At 65.0% G+C, this 22,271-nt stretch carries 26 protein-coding genes; 7 read left to right on the forward strand and 19 right to left on the reverse strand.

The genetic code is table 11. The annotated features are described in order from the left end of the window. Nucleotides 1-26 precede the first annotated feature (26 nt). From QW868_RS05305 to phnG, 9 genes are read right to left on the reverse strand one after another with little or no spacing between them, the layout of a single operon-like run. On the reverse strand, nt 27-638 hold the full coding sequence (locus QW868_RS05305) for a pyridoxamine 5'-phosphate oxidase family protein (RefSeq protein ID WP_315785889.1): 612 nt from the start codon (nt 636-638) through the stop codon (nt 27-29). Further along, nucleotides 616-1,257 carry a phosphonate metabolism protein/1,5-bisphosphokinase (PRPP-forming) PhnN gene (phnN, locus tag QW868_RS05310; protein ID WP_316182320.1) on the reverse strand — a complete coding sequence of 214 codons (642 nt, stop codon included), beginning with the start codon at nt 1,255-1,257 and terminating at the stop codon, nt 616-618. Before phnN ends, QW868_RS05305 begins: the two co-directional genes overlap by 23 nt. Next, nucleotides 1,254-2,411: an alpha-D-ribose 1-methylphosphonate 5-triphosphate diphosphatase gene (locus tag QW868_RS05315; RefSeq protein ID WP_316230083.1), complete on the reverse strand. Its 1,158-nt coding sequence runs from the start codon at nt 2,409-2,411 to the stop codon at nt 1,254-1,256. The genes phnN and QW868_RS05315 overlap by 4 nt, the downstream gene beginning before the upstream one ends. A 15-nt stretch (nt 2,412-2,426) precedes the next feature. Next, nucleotides 2,427-3,125, reverse strand: a complete 699-nt coding sequence (gene phnL, locus QW868_RS05320) for a phosphonate C-P lyase system protein PhnL (protein ID WP_316230084.1) — start codon at nt 3,123-3,125, stop codon at nt 2,427-2,429. 18 nt (nt 3,126-3,143) lie between these two features. After that, complete coding sequence (phnK, locus tag QW868_RS05325; protein ID WP_315756180.1) at nt 3,144-3,938, reverse strand: phosphonate C-P lyase system protein PhnK; 795 nt, start codon at nt 3,936-3,938, stop codon at nt 3,144-3,146. Further along, nucleotides 3,931-4,815 (reverse strand): alpha-D-ribose 1-methylphosphonate 5-phosphate C-P-lyase PhnJ, encoded by an 885-nt coding sequence (locus QW868_RS05330; protein WP_316230085.1) that lies wholly within the window; start codon nt 4,813-4,815, stop codon nt 3,931-3,933. Before QW868_RS05330 ends, phnK begins: the two co-directional genes overlap by 8 nt. Beyond that, on the reverse strand, nt 4,812-5,915 hold the full coding sequence (locus QW868_RS05335; RefSeq protein WP_316230086.1) for a carbon-phosphorus lyase complex subunit PhnI: 1,104 nt from the start codon (nt 5,913-5,915) through the stop codon (nt 4,812-4,814). The genes QW868_RS05330 and QW868_RS05335 overlap by 4 nt, the downstream gene beginning before the upstream one ends. A gap of 3 nt (nt 5,916-5,918) precedes the next feature. Then, on the reverse strand, nt 5,919-6,530 hold the full coding sequence (gene phnH / locus QW868_RS05340; RefSeq protein WP_315796510.1) for a phosphonate C-P lyase system protein PhnH: 612 nt from the start codon (nt 6,528-6,530) through the stop codon (nt 5,919-5,921). After that, complete coding sequence (phnG, locus tag QW868_RS05345; RefSeq protein ID WP_316230204.1) at nt 6,530-6,985, reverse strand: phosphonate C-P lyase system protein PhnG; 456 nt, start codon at nt 6,983-6,985, stop codon at nt 6,530-6,532. Before phnG ends, phnH begins: the two co-directional genes overlap by 1 nt. A gap of 118 nt (nt 6,986-7,103) precedes the next feature. Between phnG and phnF the strand changes: the two genes are divergently transcribed. Continuing rightward, nucleotides 7,104-7,829 (forward strand): phosphonate metabolism transcriptional regulator PhnF, encoded by a 726-nt coding sequence (gene phnF, locus QW868_RS05350; RefSeq protein ID WP_316230087.1) that lies wholly within the window; start codon nt 7,104-7,106, stop codon nt 7,827-7,829. A gap of 35 nt (nt 7,830-7,864) precedes the next feature. Here the strand turns inward: phnF and QW868_RS05355 are convergent, their stop codons facing one another. The 9 genes from QW868_RS05355 to phnC all read right to left on the reverse strand — a co-directional run bounded on the left by QW868_RS05355 (nt 7,865) and on the right by phnC (nt 16,242). Further along, a complete protein-coding gene (locus QW868_RS05355; protein WP_316230088.1) occupies nt 7,865-8,707 on the reverse strand; it encodes a phosphodiesterase in 843 nt (280 codons plus the stop codon). Continuing rightward, nucleotides 8,704-9,765, reverse strand: a complete 1,062-nt coding sequence (locus QW868_RS05360) for an ABC transporter ATP-binding protein (RefSeq protein ID WP_316230205.1) — start codon at nt 9,763-9,765, stop codon at nt 8,704-8,706. The genes QW868_RS05355 and QW868_RS05360 overlap by 4 nt, the downstream gene beginning before the upstream one ends. Nucleotides 9,766-9,770: 5 nt before the next feature. Beyond that, a complete protein-coding gene (locus QW868_RS05365; protein WP_316230089.1) occupies nt 9,771-10,556 on the reverse strand; it encodes an ABC transporter permease in 786 nt (261 codons plus the stop codon). A gap of 4 nt (nt 10,557-10,560) precedes the next feature. Continuing rightward, on the reverse strand, nt 10,561-11,376 hold the full coding sequence (locus QW868_RS05370; RefSeq protein ID WP_315796507.1) for an ABC transporter permease: 816 nt from the start codon (nt 11,374-11,376) through the stop codon (nt 10,561-10,563). A gap of 52 nt (nt 11,377-11,428) precedes the next feature. Beyond that, the gene (locus QW868_RS05375) at nt 11,429-12,436 is read right to left on the reverse strand and encodes an ABC transporter substrate-binding protein (RefSeq protein WP_315796505.1); all 1,008 of its coding nucleotides are present in this window, start codon (nt 12,434-12,436) and stop codon (nt 11,429-11,431) included. 159 nt (nt 12,437-12,595) lie between these two features. Next, on the reverse strand, nt 12,596-13,444 hold the full coding sequence (gene phnE / locus QW868_RS05380) for a phosphonate ABC transporter, permease protein PhnE (RefSeq protein ID WP_315756190.1): 849 nt from the start codon (nt 13,442-13,444) through the stop codon (nt 12,596-12,598). After that, entirely contained in the window at nt 13,441-14,325 is an 885-nt protein-coding gene (gene phnE, locus QW868_RS05385) for a phosphonate ABC transporter, permease protein PhnE (RefSeq protein WP_315741003.1), read from the reverse strand. Before phnE (QW868_RS05385) ends, phnE (QW868_RS05380) begins: the two co-directional genes overlap by 4 nt. Before the next feature lie 95 nt (nt 14,326-14,420). Further along, on the reverse strand, nt 14,421-15,353 hold the full coding sequence (gene phnD / locus QW868_RS05390) for a phosphonate ABC transporter substrate-binding protein (RefSeq protein WP_315741002.1): 933 nt from the start codon (nt 15,351-15,353) through the stop codon (nt 14,421-14,423). A 79-nt stretch (nt 15,354-15,432) separates the two neighbouring features. Further along, the gene (gene phnC / locus QW868_RS05395) at nt 15,433-16,242 is read right to left on the reverse strand and encodes a phosphonate ABC transporter ATP-binding protein (RefSeq protein ID WP_315741001.1); all 810 of its coding nucleotides are present in this window, start codon (nt 16,240-16,242) and stop codon (nt 15,433-15,435) included. Between the two features lie 181 nt (nt 16,243-16,423). Here phnC and QW868_RS05400 point away from each other — a divergent pair, with 181 nt between their 5' ends. Genes QW868_RS05400 through QW868_RS05410 form a run of 3 tightly spaced genes read left to right on the forward strand, consistent with a single transcriptional unit; the run spans nt 16,424 to nt 18,984 of the window. Next, complete coding sequence (locus QW868_RS05400) at nt 16,424-17,086, forward strand: chloramphenicol acetyltransferase (protein ID WP_315741000.1); 663 nt, start codon at nt 16,424-16,426, stop codon at nt 17,084-17,086. After that, nucleotides 17,083-18,267: an alpha-D-ribose 1-methylphosphonate 5-triphosphate diphosphatase gene (locus QW868_RS05405; RefSeq protein WP_316230090.1), complete on the forward strand. Its 1,185-nt coding sequence runs from the start codon at nt 17,083-17,085 to the stop codon at nt 18,265-18,267. Before QW868_RS05400 ends, QW868_RS05405 begins: the two co-directional genes overlap by 4 nt. A gap of 6 nt (nt 18,268-18,273) precedes the next feature. Continuing rightward, on the forward strand, nt 18,274-18,984 hold the full coding sequence (locus QW868_RS05410) for a DUF1045 domain-containing protein (protein WP_315811399.1): 711 nt from the start codon (nt 18,274-18,276) through the stop codon (nt 18,982-18,984). A gap of 5 nt (nt 18,985-18,989) precedes the next feature. On the opposite strand, the gene QW868_RS05415 is transcribed toward QW868_RS05410, so the two are convergent. After that, the gene (locus QW868_RS05415; RefSeq protein ID WP_409999314.1) at nt 18,990-19,124 is read right to left on the reverse strand and encodes a hypothetical protein; all 135 of its coding nucleotides are present in this window, start codon (nt 19,122-19,124) and stop codon (nt 18,990-18,992) included. A 551-nt stretch (nt 19,125-19,675) separates the two neighbouring features. On the opposite strand from QW868_RS05415, the gene QW868_RS05420 reads away from it, so the two are divergent. The 3 genes from QW868_RS05420 to QW868_RS05430 all read left to right on the forward strand — a co-directional run bounded on the left by QW868_RS05420 (nt 19,676) and on the right by QW868_RS05430 (nt 22,199). Further along, the gene (locus QW868_RS05420; protein ID WP_315713058.1) at nt 19,676-20,230 is read left to right on the forward strand and encodes a peroxiredoxin; all 555 of its coding nucleotides are present in this window, start codon (nt 19,676-19,678) and stop codon (nt 20,228-20,230) included. 2 nt (nt 20,231-20,232) lie between these two features. Continuing rightward, entirely contained in the window at nt 20,233-20,778 is a 546-nt protein-coding gene (locus QW868_RS05425; RefSeq protein ID WP_316230091.1) for a carboxymuconolactone decarboxylase family protein, read from the forward strand. 503 nt (nt 20,779-21,281) lie between these two features. After that, on the forward strand, nt 21,282-22,199 hold the full coding sequence (locus QW868_RS05430; RefSeq protein WP_315740996.1) for a sel1 repeat family protein: 918 nt from the start codon (nt 21,282-21,284) through the stop codon (nt 22,197-22,199). Nucleotides 22,200-22,271 lie beyond the last annotated feature (72 nt).

The raw sequence follows: 22,271 nt of genomic DNA on the forward strand, positions 1-22,271 counted from the left end.
CCTTTTTGAAGAGCCGCGCGCCGAATTCACCACAAGGATTTCCGCGCGCGCTCGGGCCACTCGCGATCGTACGCCGCGCCGTCGATATCGTTGGCCGTCATCGCCGCAAGAATCTGTCCCGGCGTCGGCAGTTGCTGTGGGTCGACGCGCTTGTCCGGGTTCCAGAGATCGGCACGAACGATCGCGCGGGCGCATTGGAAGTAGATCTCTTCCACCGTCATGACCAGGACGGAGCGCGGCAGCTTGCCTTCCATCCGGAACGACTCCAACAGATCGGGAGCGGTCGACAGGTGACCATGCCCGTTCACACGCAGCGTATTGCCCGATCCCGGAATCAGGAACAGCAGCGCGATCCGCGGATCGCGCACAACGTTGCGCAAGGAATCCACGCGATTATTGCCGCGGCGATCCGGCATCATCAGCGTCTTGTCGTCATGGATGCGGATGAAGCCGGGAAGATCGCCGCGCGGCGAACAGTCGAGACCTTCGGGACCACACGTCGCCAGCGCCACGAAAGGCGACTTCTCGATCATGATCCGGTAGTGCGGCGTCACGCGATCAGCCACCTTCGCCGTCGATGCGAGCCCCGTCTCGCCATAGATCGCCTCGAGCTGCTCAATCGTGGTGATGATCGACATGGCCGCTTCCTCCCTCGGATCCGATCGGTTCTGCGTCGATCGGCCGCTTGATGATTTCCGCCAGCCTGCGACCGTGCGGCTCGGGATCGCCGACATTGACGATCGTTATGTCCGCCACGGCGTCTTCGCTCACCGCCCGGTGAAGACGCTCGCCGATATCGCCGTCGCTCGGACGGTGCCGCTTGCCGAGCCGTTCGGCGAGAACATCCGCCGGCGCAGTGATGGCGACGACGATGACGTCGGCATAGTCCCGGCGCGCGGCGGGAATAATCGTTCTCGAGACGTTCACGACCACGGTGCGGCCGGCCAGGATGTCATCCTTGATCGCGCGCGGCACGCCGTAGTCATGTCCGTGGGCCTCCCAATGCAGCGCGAACTCACCGGCGCCGAGCGCCTCACGAAAGGCGGACGCGCTCATCTCGAGATTATCCTCGAAAGCCGAGGCCTCGCGCGTGACGATCCGCCGCGGAAAAACGATCCGGTCATCGCTGGCGCATTCGCGGCGCGCCACGTTGAGCAAGGTGTCCTTGCCCGCGCCGCTCGGCCCGACCACCAGGATCAGGCGGCCGGGACCGAGCTTCTCGGATGTCTTCGCCGATGCAACCTCGGTTCCGCTCATGCCACCCGCTGCCCTTCCCGCCAGACGCTGCGCACGACCGACAACTGGCCCGCGACATGAACACGGATCAAGTCCGCACGCTTGCCTGCGGCGATCTCACCGCGATCATGCAGGCCGACGGCATCGGCGGGCGCCTTGGTGACGGTGCGGACGGCTGCGGCAAGATCGATGGAGGGCACCCGCTGCGGCAATTGCAGCGCGCCCATCAGCAGGCTCGACGGTACGTAGTCCGACGACAGAATGTCGAGCAGGCCCTCGCGAGCGAGGTCCACGGCGGCGATATTGCCGGAGTGAGACCCGCCGCGCACGACGTTGGGAGCGCCCATCAGAATGCTGATGCCCGCCTGGTGAAGGCCCCGCGCGGCTTCGATCGTGGTTGGAAACTCCGCGACCGCGATGCCGTCCTTGATCGCGTCCGCGACGTTCTCCTCAGTGGTGTCGTCATGACTGGCCAGGGGCACGTCATGGGTCTTCGCCAGCGCAACGATGTCGCGCATGTTCGGCGCCGCATAGGCCTGTTGATAGGCGAATCGCCGCGCGAACATCACGTCGAGCTCTGCATCCGTCTTGCCGCCGCTTTTGCCGCGATAGTAGTCGCGCAGCTTGCCTTCGTCGCGAAACTGGCGCTGCCCGGGCGTATGATCCATCAGCGACATCAGCCGCACATCCGGGCGCCCGGCCAGCTGCCGCGCCTCCTCGACTACGGTCGGCATCGGCACCTCGCAGCGCAGATGCAGAAAGTGATCGGACCGCAGCAACCCGCCGTCGCGCGCCGTCGCGATCGCATCCGCGAGCACATTGGCCTGGCCGTCGACGCCCTCGGCGCCCTCTTCGCTCCACACCCGCAGCGAATCCAGCACCGTCGTGATGCCCGCGGTCGCAAGCTGCCCGTCATAGGAAATGACGGCAGCAACGGGATCCCAGTAGACTTTCGGGCGCGGCACGAAATGCGCTTCAAGGTGATCAGTGTGCAGTTCGACCAGGCCGGGCATCAACAGGTCGCCGCCGGCATCCAGGCTGCCAACCGGCGCTGCCCCCTCGCCCAGTTCGGCGATCCGGCCTCCCGCGATCGCCACCCAGCCCTGCTCGACGACGCGGTCGGCGAGGACCAGCCTGGCATTTCCTATCACGAGATCGGACATGTTCGCGCTCATCTGCAATTTGTCCCTTTACGCCGCCGCGGCGAATGTCATGACGTCGACCATGCGATCCGCAATCTGGGCGCGGATCTCGTCATCATGCACGATCGCGAGCATCGCCACTCCGTCCTTCTTCTTGGCTGCGATCAGGTCGACCACGACCGCGCGGTTCGCCGCATCGAGCGACGCGGTCGGCTCGTCGAGCAACAGCACCGGAACTTCGGAGATGAAGCCGCGTGCGATGTTGACCCGCTGCTGCTCGCCGCCCGAGAAGGTCGACGGCGGCAGCGACCACAGCCGCTCGGGAATGTTCAGCCGTCGCAGCAGCCCACCTGCCCGCACCCGCGCATCGTCGCGCGGCAAGCCGGCCGCGAGCAGCGGTTCGGCAACGACATCGAGTGCAGGGACGCGCGGCACCGCGCGCAGGAACTGGCTGACATAGCCGATGGTCTGCCGCCTCGCATTCAGGACCAGGCGCGGCTCGGCGCCGGCGAGATTGGTCATCTCGCCCTGGTGCCGGACGCCGATGCGGCCGCCATCGCAACGGTAATTGCCGAAGATCATCTTCAGGATCGACGACTTGCCCGCGCCCGACGGTCCCGACAACACGACGCATTCGCCCGCCTTGACCTGGAACGACACGCCGCGCACCACGGGCAGCGATATGCCGCCCTGCAGATGCATGGTGAAGGTCTTCTCTGCACTTTCGACATCGATCATCACGGTCATCGCATTGGGCTCATTGCATCATGGCGGCAGGATCGAGGATACGAGGAGCTGCGTGTAAGGCTCGCGCGGATCGTCGAGCACCTGGTCGGTGAGACCGGTCTCGATCACCCGCCCCTCCTTCATGACCATCACACGATGAGACAGCAACCGCGCCACGGCCAGATCGTGGGTCACGACGATGGCGGCGAGCCCAAGCTCGTTGACGAGGCTGCGCATCAGATCGAGCAGGCGCGCCTGCACGGACACGTCGAGTCCTCCGGTCGGCTCGTCCATGAACACGAGCCTGGGCTCGGTCACGAGATTGCGCGCGATCTGCAGCCGCTGCCGCATGCCACCGGAATAGGTCCGCGGCGCATCGTCGATGCGGGCGACGTCGATCTCCACGCGCGCGAGCCATGACGAGGCGGTCTGCCTGATCCGACCATAGTTATTCCAGCCGACCGCCATCAGCCGCTCGCCAACATTGGCGCCCGCCGAAACCGCCATGCGCAGGCCTTGCGCCGGGTCCTGATGGACATAGCCCCAATCGGTGCGGAACAGAAAGCGGCGTTCGGCCTCGCCAAGCCCGGCAAGATCGCGCAGCACCCCGTCGCGCATCCGATAGGAGACGCGGCCCGCTGTCGGCGCCAGTTGCGCCGACAACATCTGCAAGAGCGTCGATTTGCCCGAGCCGGACTCCCCGACGATGGCGAGCACCTCGCCGGGATAGAGCACGAAGGAGACATCGCGGCACGCCGCCAACCGGCCATAGCTCTTTGCAAGCCCTTCGGCGACGAGCAGCGGCTGATCGGAGGCTCTGATCATCTCAGCCATGGGCGCTCTCCCTGTGCGGGGCGGCGCTCTGCGCGCCACGATGTCCGGACGCCTGGCGGCCCTCGCAGTAATCGGTATCGGAGCACACGAACATGCGGCTGCCCTTGTCGTCGGTCACGATCTCGTCCAGATAGGAATCCTCCGCGCCGCACAGCGCGCAGGGCGCGTCGAACTTGTAACGCGTGAACGGATGGTCCTCGAAGTCCAGCGAGACGACCGACGTATAGGGCGGAATGGCGTAGATTCGCTTCTCGCGTCCCGCGCCGAACAATTGCAGCGCCGGGCAATTGTCCATCTTGGGATTGTCGAACTTCGGCGTCGGCGACGGATCCATCACGTAGCGCGCATTGACCTTGACCGGATAGGCGTAGGACGTCGCGATGTGACCGAAGCGTGCGATGTCCTCATAGAGCTTCACGTGCATCAGGCCATATTCGGCCAGCGCATGCATGCGGCGGGTCTCGGTCTCGCGCGGCTCGAGAAAACGCAGCGGCTCCGGGATCGGCACCTGATAGACCAGCACCTGCCCCTCGTGAAGCGGCGCCTCGGGAATGCGATGCCGGGTCTGGATCACGCTCGCCTCTTCCGTCGACGTCGTGGTCGCGACGCCCGCGGTCTTGGCGAAGAACTTGCGAATCGAGATCGCATTGGTCGTATCGTCCGAGCCCTGGTCGATGACCTTGAGCACGTCGTCGGGACCGAGAATGGCGGCGGTGACCTGCACGCCGCCGGTGCCCCAGCCATAGGGCATCGGCATCTCGCGGCTCGCGAACGGCACCTGATAGCCCGGAATCGCGATCGCCTTCAGGATCGCGCGGCGGATCATCCGCTTGGTCTGCTCGTCGAGATAAGCGAAGTTGTACGTCGGCGCGTTCATTCCGCAGCTTCCTTCAATTCAGGAGCGGCATTGGCCTCGGCGAATTCCAGGCGCAGCTTGCGCAGCAGGCCGAGCTCGGACTGGAAGTCGACATAGTGCGGCAGCTTCAGATGCTCGACGAACCCGGTCGCCTGCACATTGTCGGAGTGCGACATCACGAACTCCTCATCCTGCGCCGGTGCAACCATATCCTCGCCGAGCTCGCGCGCGCGCAAGGCTCGGTCGACGAGGGCCATCGACATCGTCTTGCGCTCGCTCTGCCCGAAGGCGAGACCGTAACCGCGCGTAAAGCACGGCGGCTCGGTGGCCGACCCCTTGAACTGGTTCACCATCTGGCATTCGGTCAGCTCGACCGATCCGAGCGGCACCGCAAAGCCGATCTCCTCGGCCAAGAACTCGACCTCGACTTCGCCGAAGCGGATTTCGCCGGCAAAGGGATGGTTGCGGCCATAGCCGCGCTGGGTCGAGTAGCCGAGCGCGAGCAGAAATCCCTCATCACCGCGTGCGAGATTCTGCAACCGCAGATCACGATCGGCGGGAAAGCCTAGGGGATCGCGGGTGAGATCGCCGACCGGCGCGCCAACCTCGGCTTGCGGCGACGGCTCGATCAAGCCGTCCTGGCCGAGAATGTCGGTGACACGTGGCGTCGGCGCATTCGGCGCCTCGGCACGGGCCGGCGGCTCCGGCTCGGCGCCTGCCGCCAACTGCGGATCGAGCAGCCGATGCGTATAGTCGAAGGTCGGCCCGAGCACCTGGCCGCCGGGAATGTCCTTGAAGGTCGACGAGACGCGCCGCTGCACCCGCATCGCACCGGTGTCGACCGGCTCGGTCGCACCGAAGCGCGGCAGGGTCGCGCGGAAGGCGCGCACCAGGAAGATCGCCTCGATCAGATCACCCCGCGCCTGCTTGATTGCGAGCGCCGCGAGCTCGCGGTCGTACAGCGAGCCTTCGCTCATCACGCGATCGACGGCAAGCCCCAACTGCTCGGAGATCTGCACCAGCGACAGCTCCGGCACGTCGCGATCACCCCGGCGCTCATGCGCCAGCAGCCGGTGCGCGTTCTCGATGGCGCGCTCGCCACCTTTCACGGCGACATACATGCCTTACTCTCCTGCGGAAACGAGTCGTGTCGTCCGCGGGATGGCGACGATGGACGAGCCATCGACCAGCACCACATCGACACCACGCGGAAACAGCTTCTCATTGATCGACAGCCGCTCGAACAGGTCGGCGGGCGCGACCGTTGCACGGAACAATGTCGTCCCGTCGATGCCCGGACCGCGCAGCTTGAACGCCGGCCCTCCGGACAAGCTCGGCACCTGCAGGATCAGCGTCGTCGAGCGATCGGGGTACTCAGCACTGCCGAGCGCGAATGAATTCAGATCAGGCAGCGCTTCGGGGTCTGCCGCCACTGCAAAGCAGGCGAGCGCGGCATTGGCGACGATCGGCGCCCCGGTGTGAAACTTGAGCCAGGCGCCGACCTCGGGCGTGCCGGCGAGCGGCGCATCGAGCCAGATCGGCGTATCGTGATCGAACAGAGTCAACGCGATCGCGGCGGCACCAGGCATCAAGGACGAGGGCCGGCCGACATTGACCTCGACCTGCCGCACATTTCCCGGACGCGCCATGGCCTCCATGACGGTACGGAAGGTCGATTGCGCGGACAGGACATTGTCGGCGAAACCAGGCTGCAGATCGGAAGCGGCGGCAGCCATCAGCCTTCTCCTCGCACCATCGTATAGAAATCGACACGCGTGGCCGCAGCCTCCTCTGCGCGGTGCTCGCGCGAAGTGCGCATCTGCGCCTGCAGCGGCGCAACCACCTGCGTCTCGATCGATCGCGTGTGGCTTGATGACTGGATCATCGCGTCACACAGCGCCATCAGACGCGCCTTGGCGGCGTCGCGTCCCAGCACATAGCCGAACCCGACCTCGCCGCTCTCCAGCCGTACCGCAGCGCGCGACACCGTCGCCTCGCCGACATTGAAGGGCGCACCATCACCGCCGATCCGGCCCCGCAGCATCACAAGGCCATTCTCCGCCGGACGCAGGTCGCGATGCTCAGGCAGCGCGAGTCCATCGAGCCTGGCACGAATGTCTGCATGCGACGCATGCGCCAACACCCGCATCGCCGTCCTGCGCCGGTCCTGGATCGTGGTCTCGCCGTCCATCTTCATCCCGATCTTGCCGTTACGAAGTTGTCTATGCTAATAGACAACTTCGTAACGAAGCGCCATGACTGTTTGATGACATGGGCGTGATCTTCAGGCGGGACAGCGGAGAGCCGCGATGAGCATGCAGGGCGCCGATTCGGGCGTGGCGCTGTGGCGGCGGGTGGCCGACGGCATCGAGCGCGACATCGCCGACGGCCGCTTCGCCGCCGGCACGCGCCTGCCCGGCGAGACCGAGATCGCCGAAACCTACCGCGTCAACCGTCATACGGTACGACGCGCGCTCGCGACCTTGGCGCAGCGCGGCCTCGTGCGCGCCGAGCGCGGCAGCGGCACCTATGTCGAAGCGCCTCGTCTGTCATATCCCCTGAGATCGCGAACCAGGTTCTCCGAGATCGTGGGCGCCGGCGGGCGTGAGCCTCGCGGGCAGTTGATCGCAGCGTCCGAAGAGCCCGCAACGCGCGAACTCGCGCGCGAGCTGCGATTGAAGACGGGTGCTCCGCTGGTCCGAATCGATGCACTGCGTCTTGCCGACAAGACCCCGATCTGCGTCAGCACGTCCTGGCTGTCGTCCGAGCGATTTCCCGAGGCCGGTCACATCTTCGCGTCGGTCCGCTCGATGACGGCGCTGCTCGCGCATTACGGCATTCGCGACTATCGCCGCGGCACGACCAGGATCACGGCAGCCATCGCCGACGCAAGCGACGCCGCACGGCTCGACCTCGCGATTGGGCGCCCGGTGCTGGTCGTCGACAGCACCGACATCGATGCCGATGGGACGCCGCTGGTCAGCAAGCGCTCGCGTTTCGCGGCGGAGCGCGTGACGTTCGAGGTCGAGAGCTAGACCAGACCCCGCCGCCTCGTTTCGTTCTTGCGCCCTCAGTCGATGAGCGTGCCGTCCTGATTGAAGAACGGATGCGGCCCGTCGAAATCCCCGATCGGCACCTGATGCGTGACGACCGTTCCAAATCCCGGTCCTGGAAACCAGGCATGAAGGTGAAAGGCCGGTGGCTCGATCCGGAAGGATGGCGGGCGAAGCTCGGCCAGGTCGAGCGCGACGGCATGGTTCGGTGCCGGGCAGATCGTGCAGGGGATGCCCGCAAACCGGGTCAGCGTCGCGCGATGAACGTGACCGCATCCGATCAGTTGCACCCGCCGATGGCGCGTGAGGATGGCCGCGAGATCGTCGGCGTTGCGCAGGTTCTGCCGGTCCATGTGCCAGATGCCGGTGGCGAACGGCGGATGATGCAGAAACAGCAGGGCCGGCCTGTTGCTGGATCCGGACAGCGCGGCGTCGAGCCATTGCAGACTCGCCTCATCGAGCTCGCCATGCGGATGGCCGGGCACGCTGGAATCGAGCAGAAGCAGATCGAGATCGGCCAACTCCACGCACCGGTTCAGCGGACCGGTGGGTTGACCATGCAGAGCGTCCGGAAACGCTGCGCGCATCAGCTCGCGTGAATCGTGATTGCCGGGCACGGCGACGAATGGAGTTTCGAGCTCGGCGAGAAGATCCTTGAGATGATCGTACTCGGCCGACGACGGCGTATCGGCGAGATCGCCCGAGATCACCACCAGATCGAGCTTCGGCTCGAACCGGTTGAGCTCCGTGATGCAACGGGCCAGCGCACGCGCCGTATCGACGCGGCGGTAGGCGAGCCGGCCGGGCGCCTTGATGTGCAGGTCGGATATCTGGGCGATGGTGACAGGACGCCTGCTCATGCTGATCCACCTTGCTCCGGCAGCAGACGAATGGCGCTCGGCTCAATCGACAGGCCGATCCGCTCACCCGCGCTGACCCTGATCGTATTCGGTGCGTCCACCGTCAGTGGAACGGTGGCGGCGTCGCGGACGATGATCCGCTGGCGATCACCGGCGAAGCGAACGCTGTCGACGAGGCCGGTCAGGCACGATGCCGCCGCGTCGACGATCCCGATCGTTTCCGGCCGAACCATCGCCATCGCCCTGCTGCACGAGCCAGCCTCTGCGATCCGCTGTCTCCCTCCGGGCAAGACGAGGTGAGCGCCGTCGATCGGAGCTTCGATGATGTTGGCCGCGCCGACGAACTCCGCGACGAAGCGGTCGGCTGGCGTGAAATAGATCTCGCGCGGCGTCCCGACTTGGGCGATGGCGCCCTTGCGCATCACGACGATGCGGTCGCCGAGCTCCATGGCTTCGGCCTGGTCATGCGTGACGTAGATTGCCGTGATTCCGAGCGTACGCAACAGGCCGTTGAGCTCGCCGCGCAGGCGCTCTCGCAAGGCCGCATCGAGCGCGGTGAGCGGCTCGTCGAGCAGCAGCACGCTCGGCCGGATGGCGACCGCGCGCGCGAGCGCGACGCGCTGGCGCTGACCGCCCGAGAGCTGATCGATGCGCCGATCTTCGAGGCCGGCGAGGTTGGTCAGCGCGACCAGCTCGGCGACCCGCGCGGCGCGCTCCGGCTTGGGCACGCCGCGGATCTTGAGCCCGTAGCCGATATTGTCCGCGACGGTCATGTTGGGGAACAGCGCGTAGGATTGAAATACCATGCCGACATTGCGTTTCTCGATCGGCTGCCTCGTCAGATCCTTGCCGCCGAACAGCACGCGCCCGCCCGCATCGGGTGTTTCGAGCCCGGCCACGATCCGCAGCAGCGTGGTCTTGCCGCAGCCGGACGGCCCAAGCAGCACCAGCGTCTCGCTCTGCGCGATGTCGAGCGTGGCGCGCGCGAGCGCGCAGGTCCCGTCGGCAAAGGTCTTGCCGCAATTCTCCACCTTCAGGGCGGCTCCATGCCGGGTCATCGTGCTCACCGCAACCTTCCTCTCTCGCCGATCCACTGCATCGCCACGAGCAGCGGAATGATCATCACGAAGAAGATCAGCGTGTAGGCGGACGCGACCTCGAGCCGCATCGATGCGTAGCTGTCGGCGAGGCCGACGGGCAATGTCTTGGTCAGCGGCGTATGCAACATCCAGGTCAGGTTGAACTCTCCGAGAGATAGTGTCACCACCATGAGGCTGCCCGCCAGGATGCCGGGCGCGGCGTTGGGAACGATGACGTCGATGAAGCGGCGCCATGGCGCGGCTCCGACCGATGCGGCACCTTCGTCGAGCGACTTCACGTCGATCGTCGAGAACACCGCCATGACGGACCGCACCATGAATGGCATCGTGAAGATCACATGACCGGCGAGGATGAACAGCCATGAGCGGCGGAAGCTGCCGAAGCCACCATAGGTGAGTAGCAGCGCCAGCGCGATGGCGAGCCCGGGAATCGCGAGCGGCAAGGTGATGATCTCCTCGACCAGCCGCGCCAGCCGTCCGCCGCGAACGTAGAGCGCGTAGGCAGCGGGAACACCGACCACGAGCGTGACCGCCAGCGTGCCCAGCGCGATCAGGATCGATGCCATGATCGTGCCCGCGTAGAGCTCCCAGACCTGGGCCACCCACTGCAGCGTCACGCCGGATTGAATGCCGCGGAAGTAGTTGACGGTCACGCCCGCGGCGATCGAAAGGCCGGCCGGCACGGCCAGGAAGGCGGCGACCAGAAGTGTGAACAGTAGTTGAAGGATGAAGATGACTCTGTCGCGCACGTGCCTACCCTGCCGCTGCCACCGAGCTGCCGGCGAAGGAGCGCGCCAATGCGAGCATCAGCCAGGTCATCAGGCCAAGGCCGACCGAGAGCGCCGCCGAGGTGGCCAGGTTTCCGGCCAGCGTGAACTCCGTGTAGATCAGCATCGGCAACACGTCGATGTTCGTGGCCAAGGTGAATGCCGTTCCGAACGCGCCCATCGCCGTCGCGAACGCGATCGCGCCGGACGCGATCAGCGCCGGGGTCAGCGCCGGCAGGATCACGTCGCGCAGCACGGCCCAGGGGCTCGCGCCGAGCGATCGGGCCGCCTCCTCCAAACCGGGGTCCAGCTTCTGCGCGGCAGCCATAATCGTGAGGATCACCCGCGGAATCGAGAAATAGAGATAACCGAGGAACAGCCCGTAGATCGAATAAGCGAATACGAGCTTGTCACCGGTGAGCCGAGACGAGACCTCCCCGATCATCCCCTGGCGGCCAGCCAGAAGGATGATCATGAAGCCGACCACGACGCCCGGGAACGCGAGCGGAAACGTCAGGATCGCGACCAGGACCGCGCGGCCCGGAAACCGGTGACGCTGCAGGAACAGGCCGGCGATCGTCGCAATGACCAGGGTTGCAATCGTGGTGGCCGCCGCCAGCGTCAGCGTGTTGAGAAGTGTCGTGCGGTAGCGCGGCTCGAGGATGATCGCGAGATATTCGGCCAGACCGTGCGGTCCCTCGGCGCCGGTGACGAGCAGCCTCGCCATCGGCAACAGAAAGAATGCCGAGGTGACGGCTCCCAGGGGCAGCAAACAGAGCCGGACGAAGGATTTGTGCGACATATGATCAAGTGCACCTCCACCGGATCGTCTCCGGCGGAGGCGCGGTGCTCCTTCAACGGACTTCGGACAGATAGCGATCGACGAAGCCCTTTTGCGCGGCTTCCATATCGCCCCAGTTCACGCTCTTGGCGCGAGCGTAGTCGCTGTCCGGCAGGAACTTGTTCTTCACCGAGCCCGGCAGCTCGATCGGACGCGCTGGACGCAGATAGGCATTGGTCCAGATCGCCTGGCCCTTGTCGGAGAGCAGATAGTCGATGACCTTCTTCGCTTTGTCCTTGTCGGGCGCGTTCTTCACCAGGCCGACCACATAGGGGAAGACCACCGAGCCCTCGCAGGGAATGACGAACTCGAAATTGCCCTTCTCGGTATACTTCGCGCGGTAGGCGTTGAAGTCGTAGTCGAACAGGATCGGGATCTCGCCCGAGACGACGCGCGCATAGGACGTCTGCTTCGGCACGATCGGATCATTCTTGCGCAGATCCTTGAAGAACGTAAGGGCCGGCTCGAAATCGGCCTGCGAACCGCCGAGCGCGAGGTTGACGGCAACGGCGCCGACATAGCCGACGGCCGCCGAGCTCGGATCGAGATAGCCCACCATGCCCTTGTAGTCGGGCTTGAGCAGATCCTTCCAGCAGGCCGGAACAGGCTTGCCACCGAGCGCGTCCTTGTTCACGAACAGGCCGAGCGTGCCGGAGTGGATCGTAGTCCAGTAGCCATCCGCATCCTTCAAGCCGGCGGGGACCTGATCCCAGTTCGCGGGCTTGTAAGCCTCAAGCGCGTCCTGCGCCTTCGCCTTCATGCCGAAGGTGACGCCGAAATAGCCGATGTCGCCGACGGGGTTGCTCTTTTCGGCGAGGATCTGCGCCAGCGCCTGGCCGGAGTTCTTATTGTCGTGTGGAATGTCGTAGCCGAGATCGGTCTTGATCGCCTTGAGCATCGAGGCCCAGTCGGCCCATTCCGGCGGGCAGTTGTAGCAGATGACGTCCGCGGCCTTGGCCGGCTGCCACAACGCGGCAACACACAGCGCGAGAAGAGCGAGAACGAGGCGGGTGACCTTCATGAAGACAGACTCCGTATTCCCTGGCACGGCGGCCAGTTCCGGAGCTTCCCCTAACGGCCGCACATGAAGGATTTGCGACAGAAAGTGCAGTGCACACAGCCAAAGCCGCACCTTGATCGTTCGTCAACGAACGATCGCAACCTTCAGATGCCGCGACGTTCAAGCGACGGCGCGGCGACCGATGATCGCAAAGCGCAGCTTGCCCGAGATCCAGTCGATCGCGGCCACCGCCACCAGGATCATCAGGATCAGGAACGACACCTTCTGCCATTCCAGCACGCGGATCTGCTCGGCCAGTTGTAGCCCGATGCCGCCCGCGCCGACGATGCCGATGATCGTCGCCGAGCGCGTGTTGGATTCGATGAAGTAGAGCACCTGGCCGGCAATCACCGGAAGAACCTGCGGCAGCAGGCCGAAGCGGATCTCGTGCAACGCGCTGCCGCCGGCCGCACGCACGCCCTCAACCTGCTTCCGGTCGGCGCTCTCCATCGCCTCCGAGAACAGCTTGCCGAGCGCACCGAAATCCGAAACCGCAATCGCCAGCACGCCGGCGAAGGGCCCGAGGCCGACGACGTTGATCCAGACCAGCGCCCAGATCAGCGTGTCGACGCCGCGAATGGTGTCGAACAGGCGACGCACCGGAAAGCGGAAGACGGCCGACGGGACGATATTCCTGGCCGCAAGCAGGCTGACCGGAAGCGCGAAGACGGCCGCCAAGGTGGTGCCGAGCACCGCGATCGAGAGCGTCTCGCCGAGCGCCTTGAGATAGATCGGAAGCGACGAGCCAGGATCTGGCGGCAGCATCATTCGCGCGATCCAGCCGAGCTGGCCGAGGCCGGACAGCATCCGCGACGGCGAGAAGTCGAGATCGACGAGACCAAAGACGAAGATGGCCAGAGCCAGCAGCAGCACGACCGGCGTTGCGAAACGTGCGGACAGGGACCGATTGAAAATATGCGGGTAGCGCTCGGCAAGCTGCTTCGCGTCCGGTGAGCCGGAGATGCTCATGTGCGGGCCTCCGAGCCGAACAGGCGGCCGCGTAGCCAGCCGGTGCCGATATCGATCAGGAACACCGTGACCACGATCATGACGAGGATGGCGCTGACGTCGGAATAGTAGAACTTGCGGATCGCGACCACGAGCTCCTGGCCGATGCCGCCGGCGCCGACGAAGCCCATCACGGAAGCCTCGCGCACGTTGATCTCGAAGCGCAGCAAGGTGTAGCTGGAGAAACCCGCAATAACCTGAGGGAGCACGGCAAATCGCATGCAAGACAGCCAGCTCGCGCCGGTGGCGCGCACGCCCTCGACCGGCTTCATGTCGGCATTCTCAACGACCTCGGAGAACAGCTTGCCGAGCGCACCGCTCGAATGAAGGGCGATGGCGAGCACGCCCGGGATCGGCCCAAGCCCGAAAGCAATGACGAAGATCAGGGCGAACACGACGCTCGGAACGGTGCGGGCGAATTCCAGGAGCCGGCGCACCGTGAAGCGGATCCACGGCGCGGGCGAGGTGTTCTCGGCGGCGAGGAAGTTGAGACCGAATGCGACGAGCATTCCGGCCATCGTGCCGACGTAGCTGATCAGCAGCGTCTCTGCCAGCAGCTTGATCCACTTCTTGAAGCCCCAGAACCATTCGGGCAGATTGGTCCAGACCCGCTGCCCGTCGTCGAGCGTGAAGATGCGATCGAAGTAGCTGATGAAGTTGCCGAAGTAGGTATAGAACGTCCGCAGATTGACCTCGGCACCGATGGCCGCGGCGAAGAGCACCGCCAGGAATACCATGGCGGACAGGGCAAGACGCAATCGACGGCGCGAAACGGCCCGCCGATAGGTCTCGTTCAGAGCCGCAAGCTGCTGGCTCGGAAGGATCGAAACGGCAACAGCCATCGGCTTCGTGCTGCTCTTGGTTCGGACGTGTGAGGGATTCTTCAACGGACGAGCCGGGCCCCACGGGACCCGGCTCACCATCGATGGATCGTCGATCAGGACGCCTTCTTGCGCAGGCTGTCGACGAATTTGATCAGGTCGATCGTGCCGTCCCAGTCCTTCGTCGTGGCAGGGTGGAAGCCCTTCTTCTGGCCGTCGGAGAGACGGTCGAAGGCGGCCTTGTCCTTGATCGGCGCATCGAAGAAGGCCTTGGCGATCGCCGATTTCAGATCGTCCGGCAGGTCCGTGTTGTAGGCGTAGGGGCCGTTGATGATCGGCGCCGACTTGTGAATGATGCGGAAGTCGTCCTTCTTCATCGGCGAACCGTCAGCGTTCTTCAGCATGCCCTTGGTCAGCATCTGGGCCAACGTCGAATCGTTGTCGCTCGTCCATTGGTTGGCCGCGATGTCGACAGTCCCCTGAGACAGGGCCAGCACCGCGTTCTCGTGGCTGCCGGTGAAGACAACCTTGCCAAAATACGTCTCGGCGTCGGTCACGCCCATCTTGTTGAGCTCGAAGCGGGGCACGTTGTTGCCCGACGTTGAGTTCGGATCGACGAGGCCGAGATTCTTGCCCTTGAGGTCTTCGACCTTCCGGTACGGGCTGCTCGCCTTGACGAAGAACACCGAATAGTAGCCGGTGCTGCCGTCGGAGTTGATGTCGTTGGCGAAGGCATCGGTCTTGACGCCGGTGAGCCGGGCGCGGGCAAACGACGCCGAGCCATAGCTCGCGATGTGGATGTTGCCGGCGCGCTGGCCTTCGATCACGGCCGCGTAATCGTTGGCGATACGCAGCGTCACCTTCACGCCCAGCTCTTTCGAGAGATAGTTCACGAAAGGCGTCCAGCGCTCGGTGACACCCGAGGCGTTCTCTGCCGGGACCACGGCGAAGGTCAGCTCAGGATACTTCGCCTTCCAGTCCTCGGCTGACGCCGAGGCCGTGAAAGCCAGCGCAGCGACGCCCGCCAGAACGATGCGACGATTGATCATAACATGCCCTCTTGTTGCAGTAAGTAACAGGTCTCGCCCCCGCGCCATGCGGAAGCTCGAGCTTGCAGAAATCCGCGTCTCAGGCTACGGCGGCTTCGCCGAGTGCCGGCACCGTTGCCGCCGGTGCCGGATGGATCGAACCCATCACCTCGTCCGCCTCGAGATCGTAGAGCTCACGTGCGATCTGCGCCGTCAGCGCCGACGGCACGTCGTCGAACACGATCCGTCCGGTCGCCATGCCGATCAGGCGATCGCAATAGCTGCGCGCCAGATCGAGCGAATGCAGGTTGCAGACGACGGTGATGCCGAAATGCTTGTTGATGCGCAGCAGCGCGTCCATCACGATCTTGGTATTACGGGGATCGAGCGAGGCGATCGGCTCGTCTGCGAGAATGATCTCGGGGTTCTGCACCATCGCGCGCGCGATCGCGACGCGCTGCTGCTGCCCGCCCGAGAGCTGATCGGCGCGCTGCGCTGCGAGGGAGGCCATGTCGAACTGCTCGAGCGCGGACAGCGCCATGGCGACATCCTCCGCCGGCCAGAGCTGCGCCAGCGAGCGCCACGACGGGATTTCGGCGAGTCGCCCCATCAGCACGTTCGTCAGCACGTCCAATCGGCCGACCAGATTGAACTGCTGGAAGATCATCGCCGAGCGCGCACGCCACTGCCGCAGATCGCGGCCGCGCAGCGCCGTCACATCGAGATCCTTGAAGAGGATGCGGCCGCCGCTCACCGGGCTCAGACGATTGATGGACCGCAGCAGGGTCGACTTGCCGGCTCCGGAACGCCCGATCACGCCGACGAAGCTGCCGGGTGCAACTGAGAAGGATGCATTGTCGACTGCGGCTTTCATGCCAAAACGGCACGTCAGGCCATCCACCACCAGCATTGAATTCTCCAGACGCCTCGCTCTGGCCTATCGCTAGCGTCTGGATTCTACAGTTATGTGACAGCGACACCGCAGCGCCGCACTCGTCCACACGCCGGTCGCAGTCATGCAGATGTCACGCGCCTGTCATAGGGGAGATCCGACACCTTCACAGATGTAGAGAGTAGAGTCAGGACGTGAGATGGCCGGCAAGTCGCTTTCAATTGAACCAACCGTTGACCCTTCGGCCAAGCTCCAGGACGTGACGCTTGGCGCCTATTGTGAGGTCGGCGCCCGCACCATCCTGCAGGAGGTGACGATGGGCGACTACTCCTATGTGGTCAACGATTCCCAGATCACCTACACGACGATCGGGAAGTTCTGTTCGATCGCGGCGATGACCCGGATCAATCCGGGCAACCACCCGATGCAGCGGGCGACGCAGGCCCATTTCACCTATCGCGCCAGCGCCTATTTTCCAGGAGAGCCCGACGATGTGGAGTTCTTCGCCTGGCGGAGAGAGCATCATGTCCAGATCGGACACGATGTCTGGATCGGCCATGGCGCGATCGTGCTGCCGGGCCGCAATATCGGCACCGGCGCGGTCGTGGCGGCCGGAGCCATCGTGACCAAGGACGTTCCGGCCTATACCATCGTCGCCGGCAATCCGGCGCGGCCGATCAAGCGCCGGTTTCCGCGCGAGGTCGAGCAGCGGCTGCTGGATCTGGCGTGGTGGGATTGGAATCACGAGGCGCTGCGCGCGGCGCTGCCGGATTTCCGCAAGCTCGCGATCACTGCGTTTCTCGACAAATACGAGGCTGCCCTCGACGCGCGCGTCGCGGTGCGGCAGAGTGCCGCCCCATGACCGATATCTCCATCTCGCGGGGCCGCTGCCTCGTCGATACCGACCTCGTAGACACTTCCTTGATCATATCCGGCGGCGTGATCGCTGGCATCGGGACACCGGGACGCCGGTCGGGTCTCGAACTCGATGCGGAGGGGCTCACCGTGCTCCCCGGCATCGTCGACATCCACGGCGATGCGTTCGAGCGCCAGATGATGCCGCGCGCCGGGGTCGATTTCCCGACAGACGTTGCGCTGATCGACAGCGACCGCCAGGCCATCAGCAATGGCATCACCACGGTCTTTCACGCGACGACCTGGTCATGGGAGCCGGGCCTGCGCAGCGCCGACAATGCGCGGCGCCTACTCGAATCGATCGAAGCGCTGCGCCCGCGGCTCGCGGCCGACACGCGCTTCCATCTGCGCCACGAGACCTTCAATCTCGACGACGAGGAGGAGGTCGGGCGGTGGCTCGCCGACCGGCGCGTCGACCTGTTCGCCTTCAACGACCACATGGATTCGACGGTGGCGAGTCTGGACAAGCCGCACAAGCGCCAGCGCATGGTCGACCGCACCGGCTTGCCCGGCGCGGAGTTCGACCGGTTGGTTGCGCGCATCGCCTCTCGCGCCGATGCCGTTCCGGCTTCAATCGCGCGGCTGGCCGACATCGCACGCAAGGCTGGTGTCCGCATGCTGTCGCATGACGACGACAGCCCGGCCATGCGCAAGGCGTTTCGCAGCCAGGGGGTGACCATCGCAGAGTTTCCGGTCAACGAGGAGACCGCGCGCGAGGCCGCTCAAGGGGGCGACGCGATCGTATTCGGCGCGCCCAACGTCGTCCGTGGCGGCAGCCATACCGGGTGGACGAAGGCCAGCGACATGATCGCCAAGGGCCTCTGCTCGGTGCTGGCCTCCGACTACTACTATCCCGCGCCGCTGCTGGCAGCGTACCGGCTTGCGGCCGACGGCGTTCTTCCGCTGGCGCGCGCCTGGGATCTGATCTCGGGCGGCCCTGCACGCGCAGCCGGGCTGGCGGACCGCGGCATGCTCGCCGAGGGCCGCCGCGCCGATATCATTCTGGTCGACGACCGCGTACCGTTGCGCCCCCGCGTCGTCGCTGTGATCGCGTCCGGCCGGCTGGTCTATCTCACCGAGACGGACCGGCTGAATGCCCGGCCGGCGCGTGCCATGGCGGCGGAGTAGCGAACCATGGCCAAATTTCCGCGCTATGCGATCTACTATGCTCCACCAGCAACAGCCGACCTGGCGGAATTCGGCGCGCGCCTGCTCGGTTACGACGCGTGGAGCGGCGATGACCGCAGCTTTCCGAGCGAGATCGTCCGCACGGTTCCAGACTGGGCTGAGCTGACCGCAGACCCGCGCAAATACGGCTTTCACGCGACCTTGAAGGCTCCGTTCGAGCTGGCGGATGCGGAGAGCGAAGCCGCGCTCTGCGCCGCTTGTGCTGAGTTCGCGGCCACGCCGCGAGCCGTCCCGGCCATCCGTCCGATCGTGGACGCGATCAGCGGATTCATCGCGATGATCCCTGGCGAGCCGTCCCCCATCCTGCAGCAGTTCGCGGCCGATTGTGTCCAGGCCTTCGAGCCGTTTCGCGCACCGATGACCGCCGACGACCGTGCTCGGCGCAAGCCGGATCTGCTGACACCACGGCAGCGCGATCATCTCGATCGTTGGGGTTATCCCTATGTCATGGAGGATTTCCGCTTCCACATGACGCTGACCTGCCGGCTGTCCGACGAACGGCGCCGGCCGATCCTGACGATGCTGCAGGAGAGATTCGCGGTACTGTTACTGACAGAGCTCCGGATCGACAGGATTGTGTTGTTCCGCCAGCCCAGTGCCCACCAGCGTTTCCGCATCATCGGAGACTGGCCGCTCACGGCCGTCCAAGGCAGCTAGCGGCGTCAGTTCGGCATGGCTGCATGGTGCGGCGGCGCCTCGCGGCCGAACACCGAGAGCGGCGGGGCGATGTCGGCCCGCTCGCGCGGCAAGGCTTCGCGCATCTCCCGCTGCAGGAATGCAATCAGCTTCTCGCGCACCTCGCAGCGCAGATCCAGGCCTGCGGCGCATCCAGGCCGATGAAAATCTGCGAGGAGACTATGGTCAGGTCATCGCGCAGCAAGGCGAAATAACAGACGCGATCTGCTGAAAAGCTGACAACACTGTGCGCTGTGCAACACCTTGCATCGTGCCGCGCCGCCGTGGTCAAACGTGCATCTCTACTAAGGCGATAATGTCAATTTTGCCACTTCGGCCGCACAGAGAAATTGCACATCGGTCGCAGTCGAGACCGTCAACACGAGGTCGCACGGCACTCCGACCCAGCGGGATATCAACTTCCTTTTGCCGTGGCGACGACGCGCACGCTCCGGCTGTCGTCGCTCGATGCCCGATCGCAATGTCACGAAGCCGACGGTCTAAGCCAGCTCCATCCACAAGCTCCCCATCGCCACGACCTTGCACTTGCAGCATGTTGCCGCCAAGTGTCGGGTTTTCGACAATCCACTGCTACTAAAAACGAATGGCATATCGCTTGCAATGCACAATGAGCCTCGCTATTGCAGCGCAATAATTTTCTTGGAGTGCCCCAATGCTCGGAATCGGAAGCAAGCTGCCATCGTTTGAAATCGTCGGCGTGAAACCCGGCTTTCATCTTCAGGAAGAGAAGGGCGAGAGCGCCTTCGAGACCCTGACCGAGACCAGCTTCCCCGGAAAATGGAAGATCATCTTCTTCTATCCGAAGGACTTCACCTTCGTCTGCCCGACCGAGATCGCCGAGTTCGCGCGCCTTGCGAAGGATTTCGCGGATCGTGACGCCGTCGTGCTCGGCGGCTCGACCGACAACGAGTTCTGCAAGCTGGCTTGGCGGCGCGACCACAAGGATCTGCACAAGCTGCCGATCTGGCAATTCGCCGACACCAAGGGCGCATTGGTCGACGGCCTCGGCGTCCGCTCGCCCGACGGCGTCGCCTACCGCTACACCTTCATCGTCGATCCCGACAACACGATCCAGCACGTCTATGCGACCAACCTGAATGTCGGCCGCGCTCCGAAGGACACGCTGCGCGTGCTCGACGCGCTGCAGACCGACGAGCTCTGCCCGTGCAACCGCGAAGTCGGCGGCGAGACCCTGAAGGTCGCCTGATCATGTCGATCGAGCAGCTGAAGGACCAGATCCCGGACTTCGCCAAGGACGTCAGGCTCAACCTGTCGTCCATGGCCTCCGACGAGACGCTGTCGCCGCAGGCCAAATATGGCCTGTTCGTCGCGTGCGCGATTGCGACTCGCAATCCGAGCGTCGTGGCGGCGTTGGAATCGGTTGCGGCCGCGCAGCTGTCGCCCGCCGCTTTGGCGGCGGCGAAATCGGCCGCCGCGATCATGGCCATGAACAACGTCTACTACCGCTTCGTGCACCTTGCCTCGAACAAGGAGTACGCGACGATGCCGGCCCGGCTGCGGATGAACGTCATCGCCAACCCCGGCATCGACAAGGCCGATTTCGAGCTGTGGTCGCTCGCGGTGTCCGCCATCAACGGCTGCGGCACCTGCATCGATTCGCACGAGAAGGTCCTGCAGGACGCGGGCGTGCCCACGGCCACGATCCAGACCGCCGTACGCTTTGCCGCCATCATCCAGTCGGTTGCCGTTGCGATCGAAGCCGCTTGTGTGTCCGTCGCGTTGGCGGCGGAATAAAAATCGATCGGATATGTGAATGCGGCCGGCATTGTCCGGCCGCATTTGTTTTTCGCCCTTTCTCGCCTGAGTTGCAGAGTTTCGCGGCGCGCCTGCAACTCCTCGGTCCGCTAAGCCCCTGACCTCGCGGCAAAGTCGAGATGACTGCGGCATCCTGATACTCCAGCCGATCTTTCCGCAAAGCGCAGAACTCAGCCTCGGTCTCGCGCATCGCGAGCAATCACCGATGCGGCGCGCCGGGAAATTTCCATCAAATAGCCTTACCTACTCACCCTTCCCGACAAGAACATTGATCAGCTTAGGGACCAAGCAACATCGATTGTGACCAGGGCGCGCGAAAACGATGGCGTGCATGTCGGAAGGAAACCGGACCTGTCGGTCTCGACGGAAGCGTTGATGCAATGTCCCCGATGTCGCATCATGCGCGCTTCGGTTGGACCGCGCGCGCCCGACGTCCTGAAGCTATCTCCCACGACACGTTCGTCGGAGACAGGAGGCTAGTGATGAGTGCTCCAGATCAGAACGATCCGGCGAAACCAGCGCCGCCCTGGGCGAACGAAGAGCTCCGCAGATATGCGCCGCGCCGCCGGCAGACGGAGGCCGGCCCGACGGCATTCGATCCGCCCGCCGACGGCGTCCCCCTGCCGCATCATCTGGTGTCCCGGCCAAGCTTCCTGCCGGCGCGGCCAGCGGCCCTTGACCTCGACGATGAGGAGGTGCACCGCGCCTGGAGCGCGAAGCTCGATCCCGTGGTGATGCCCCTGCCGCCGGAGGATCCGGACAAATCGTTGCGGCTGGGCAGCATCATCAAGATCGGCGCCGCCGTCGGCATCGCGGCCTCCATTGCCCTGATGGTGGTCAACATGGTCTCCTTCGAGAACGGCGGGCCGACGCCGGGCGGCAAGAGCCCGATCATGCCGACCGCGGTGCTGGAAAGCCTGGCCCAGATCGATCCCGCGGAAGCCAAGGTCGCCCAGGAAGACCCGCCGCAGACGGTCGCCGCGCTCGCGGCTCCCAGCAGTACAGAACTGACGATGCGGCCATGGCCCTCGGCGCCCACGTCGCCTGCGCCGGCCGCGGCAGCACCGACGGTCTCGCCCCCCTCCCCTGCGCTCCCGATGGCCTCGCCTCGCCCGACCGTTCCGTTGCCGCGAGACGAGGTCGATGCGCTGATGAAGCGCGGACGCGACCTGCTCGCCGCGGGCGACGTCGCCAGCGCGCGCCTGATCCTGACGCGGCTTTCCGACGCCGGGATTGCGGACGCCTCCCTCCTGCTCGCGCGCACCTATGACCCGGCCGAACTGACGAAATCGCGGTTGCTCGGTGCCGTTCCCGACGCAGCCAAGGCGCGCGCCTGGTATCTCAGGGCTGCGGAGCAAGGATCGCCGGAAGCCAGCCGACGCATCTCGGCTGCGCGCTAACGCATAAATCTCGAAGCGCTCGAGACGCGACCCGGACCGCTCCCTGCGAGACGGTCGGCCGCGATCTGCTGC

This window comes from Bradyrhizobium sp. SZCCHNR1051, assembly GCF_032489615.1.
GTDB lineage: Bacteria > Pseudomonadota > Alphaproteobacteria > Rhizobiales > Xanthobacteraceae > Bradyrhizobium.

Coding starts and splice junctions, on each gene's coding strand:
- QW868_RS05400 (WP_315741000.1), top strand. CDS start 16,424: ATGGCCGGCAAGTCGCTTTCAATTGAACCAACCGTTGACCCTTCGGCC.
- QW868_RS05425 (WP_316230091.1), top strand. CDS start 20,233: ATGTCGATCGAGCAGCTGAAGGACCAGATCCCGGACTTCGCCAAGGAC.
- QW868_RS05330 (WP_316230085.1), bottom strand. CDS start 4,815: ATGAACGCGCCGACGTACAACTTCGCTTATCTCGACGAGCAGACCAAG.
- QW868_RS05360 (WP_316230205.1), bottom strand. CDS start 9,765: ATGACCCGGCATGGAGCCGCCCTGAAGGTGGAGAATTGCGGCAAGACC.
- phnL (WP_316230084.1), bottom strand. CDS start 3,125: ATGACCGTGATGATCGATGTCGAAAGTGCAGAGAAGACCTTCACCATG.
- QW868_RS05355 (WP_316230088.1), bottom strand. CDS start 8,707: ATGAGCAGGCGTCCTGTCACCATCGCCCAGATATCCGACCTGCACATC.
- QW868_RS05420 (WP_315713058.1), top strand. CDS start 19,676: ATGCTCGGAATCGGAAGCAAGCTGCCATCGTTTGAAATCGTCGGCGTG.
- phnC (WP_315741001.1), bottom strand. CDS start 16,242: ATGCTGGTGGTGGATGGCCTGACGTGCCGTTTTGGCATGAAAGCCGCA.
- QW868_RS05335 (WP_316230086.1), bottom strand. CDS start 5,915: ATGTATGTCGCCGTGAAAGGTGGCGAGCGCGCCATCGAGAACGCGCAC.
- phnN (WP_316182320.1), bottom strand. CDS start 1,257: ATGAGCGGAACCGAGGTTGCATCGGCGAAGACATCCGAGAAGCTCGGT.
- QW868_RS05405 (WP_316230090.1), top strand. CDS start 17,083: ATGACCGATATCTCCATCTCGCGGGGCCGCTGCCTCGTCGATACCGAC.
- QW868_RS05305 (WP_315785889.1), bottom strand. CDS start 638: ATGTCGATCATCACCACGATTGAGCAGCTCGAGGCGATCTATGGCGAG.
- QW868_RS05430 (WP_315740996.1), top strand. CDS start 21,282: ATGAGTGCTCCAGATCAGAACGATCCGGCGAAACCAGCGCCGCCCTGG.
- phnE (WP_315756190.1), bottom strand. CDS start 13,444: ATGAGCATCTCCGGCTCACCGGACGCGAAGCAGCTTGCCGAGCGCTAC.
- phnD (WP_315741002.1), bottom strand. CDS start 15,353: ATGATCAATCGTCGCATCGTTCTGGCGGGCGTCGCTGCGCTGGCTTTC.
- QW868_RS05410 (WP_315811399.1), top strand. CDS start 18,274: ATGGCCAAATTTCCGCGCTATGCGATCTACTATGCTCCACCAGCAACA.
- QW868_RS05315 (WP_316230083.1), bottom strand. CDS start 2,411: ATGAGCGCGAACATGTCCGATCTCGTGATAGGAAATGCCAGGCTGGTC.
- phnG (WP_316230204.1), bottom strand. CDS start 6,985: ATGGACGGCGAGACCACGATCCAGGACCGGCGCAGGACGGCGATGCGG.
- QW868_RS05375 (WP_315796505.1), bottom strand. CDS start 12,436: ATGAAGGTCACCCGCCTCGTTCTCGCTCTTCTCGCGCTGTGTGTTGCC.
- phnF (WP_316230087.1), top strand. CDS start 7,104: ATGAGCATGCAGGGCGCCGATTCGGGCGTGGCGCTGTGGCGGCGGGTG.
- phnE (WP_315741003.1), bottom strand. CDS start 14,325: ATGGCTGTTGCCGTTTCGATCCTTCCGAGCCAGCAGCTTGCGGCTCTG.
- phnH (WP_315796510.1), bottom strand. CDS start 6,530: ATGGCTGCCGCCGCTTCCGATCTGCAGCCTGGTTTCGCCGACAATGTC.
- QW868_RS05370 (WP_315796507.1), bottom strand. CDS start 11,376: ATGTCGCACAAATCCTTCGTCCGGCTCTGTTTGCTGCCCCTGGGAGCC.
- phnK (WP_315756180.1), bottom strand. CDS start 3,938: ATGGCTGAGATGATCAGAGCCTCCGATCAGCCGCTGCTCGTCGCCGAA.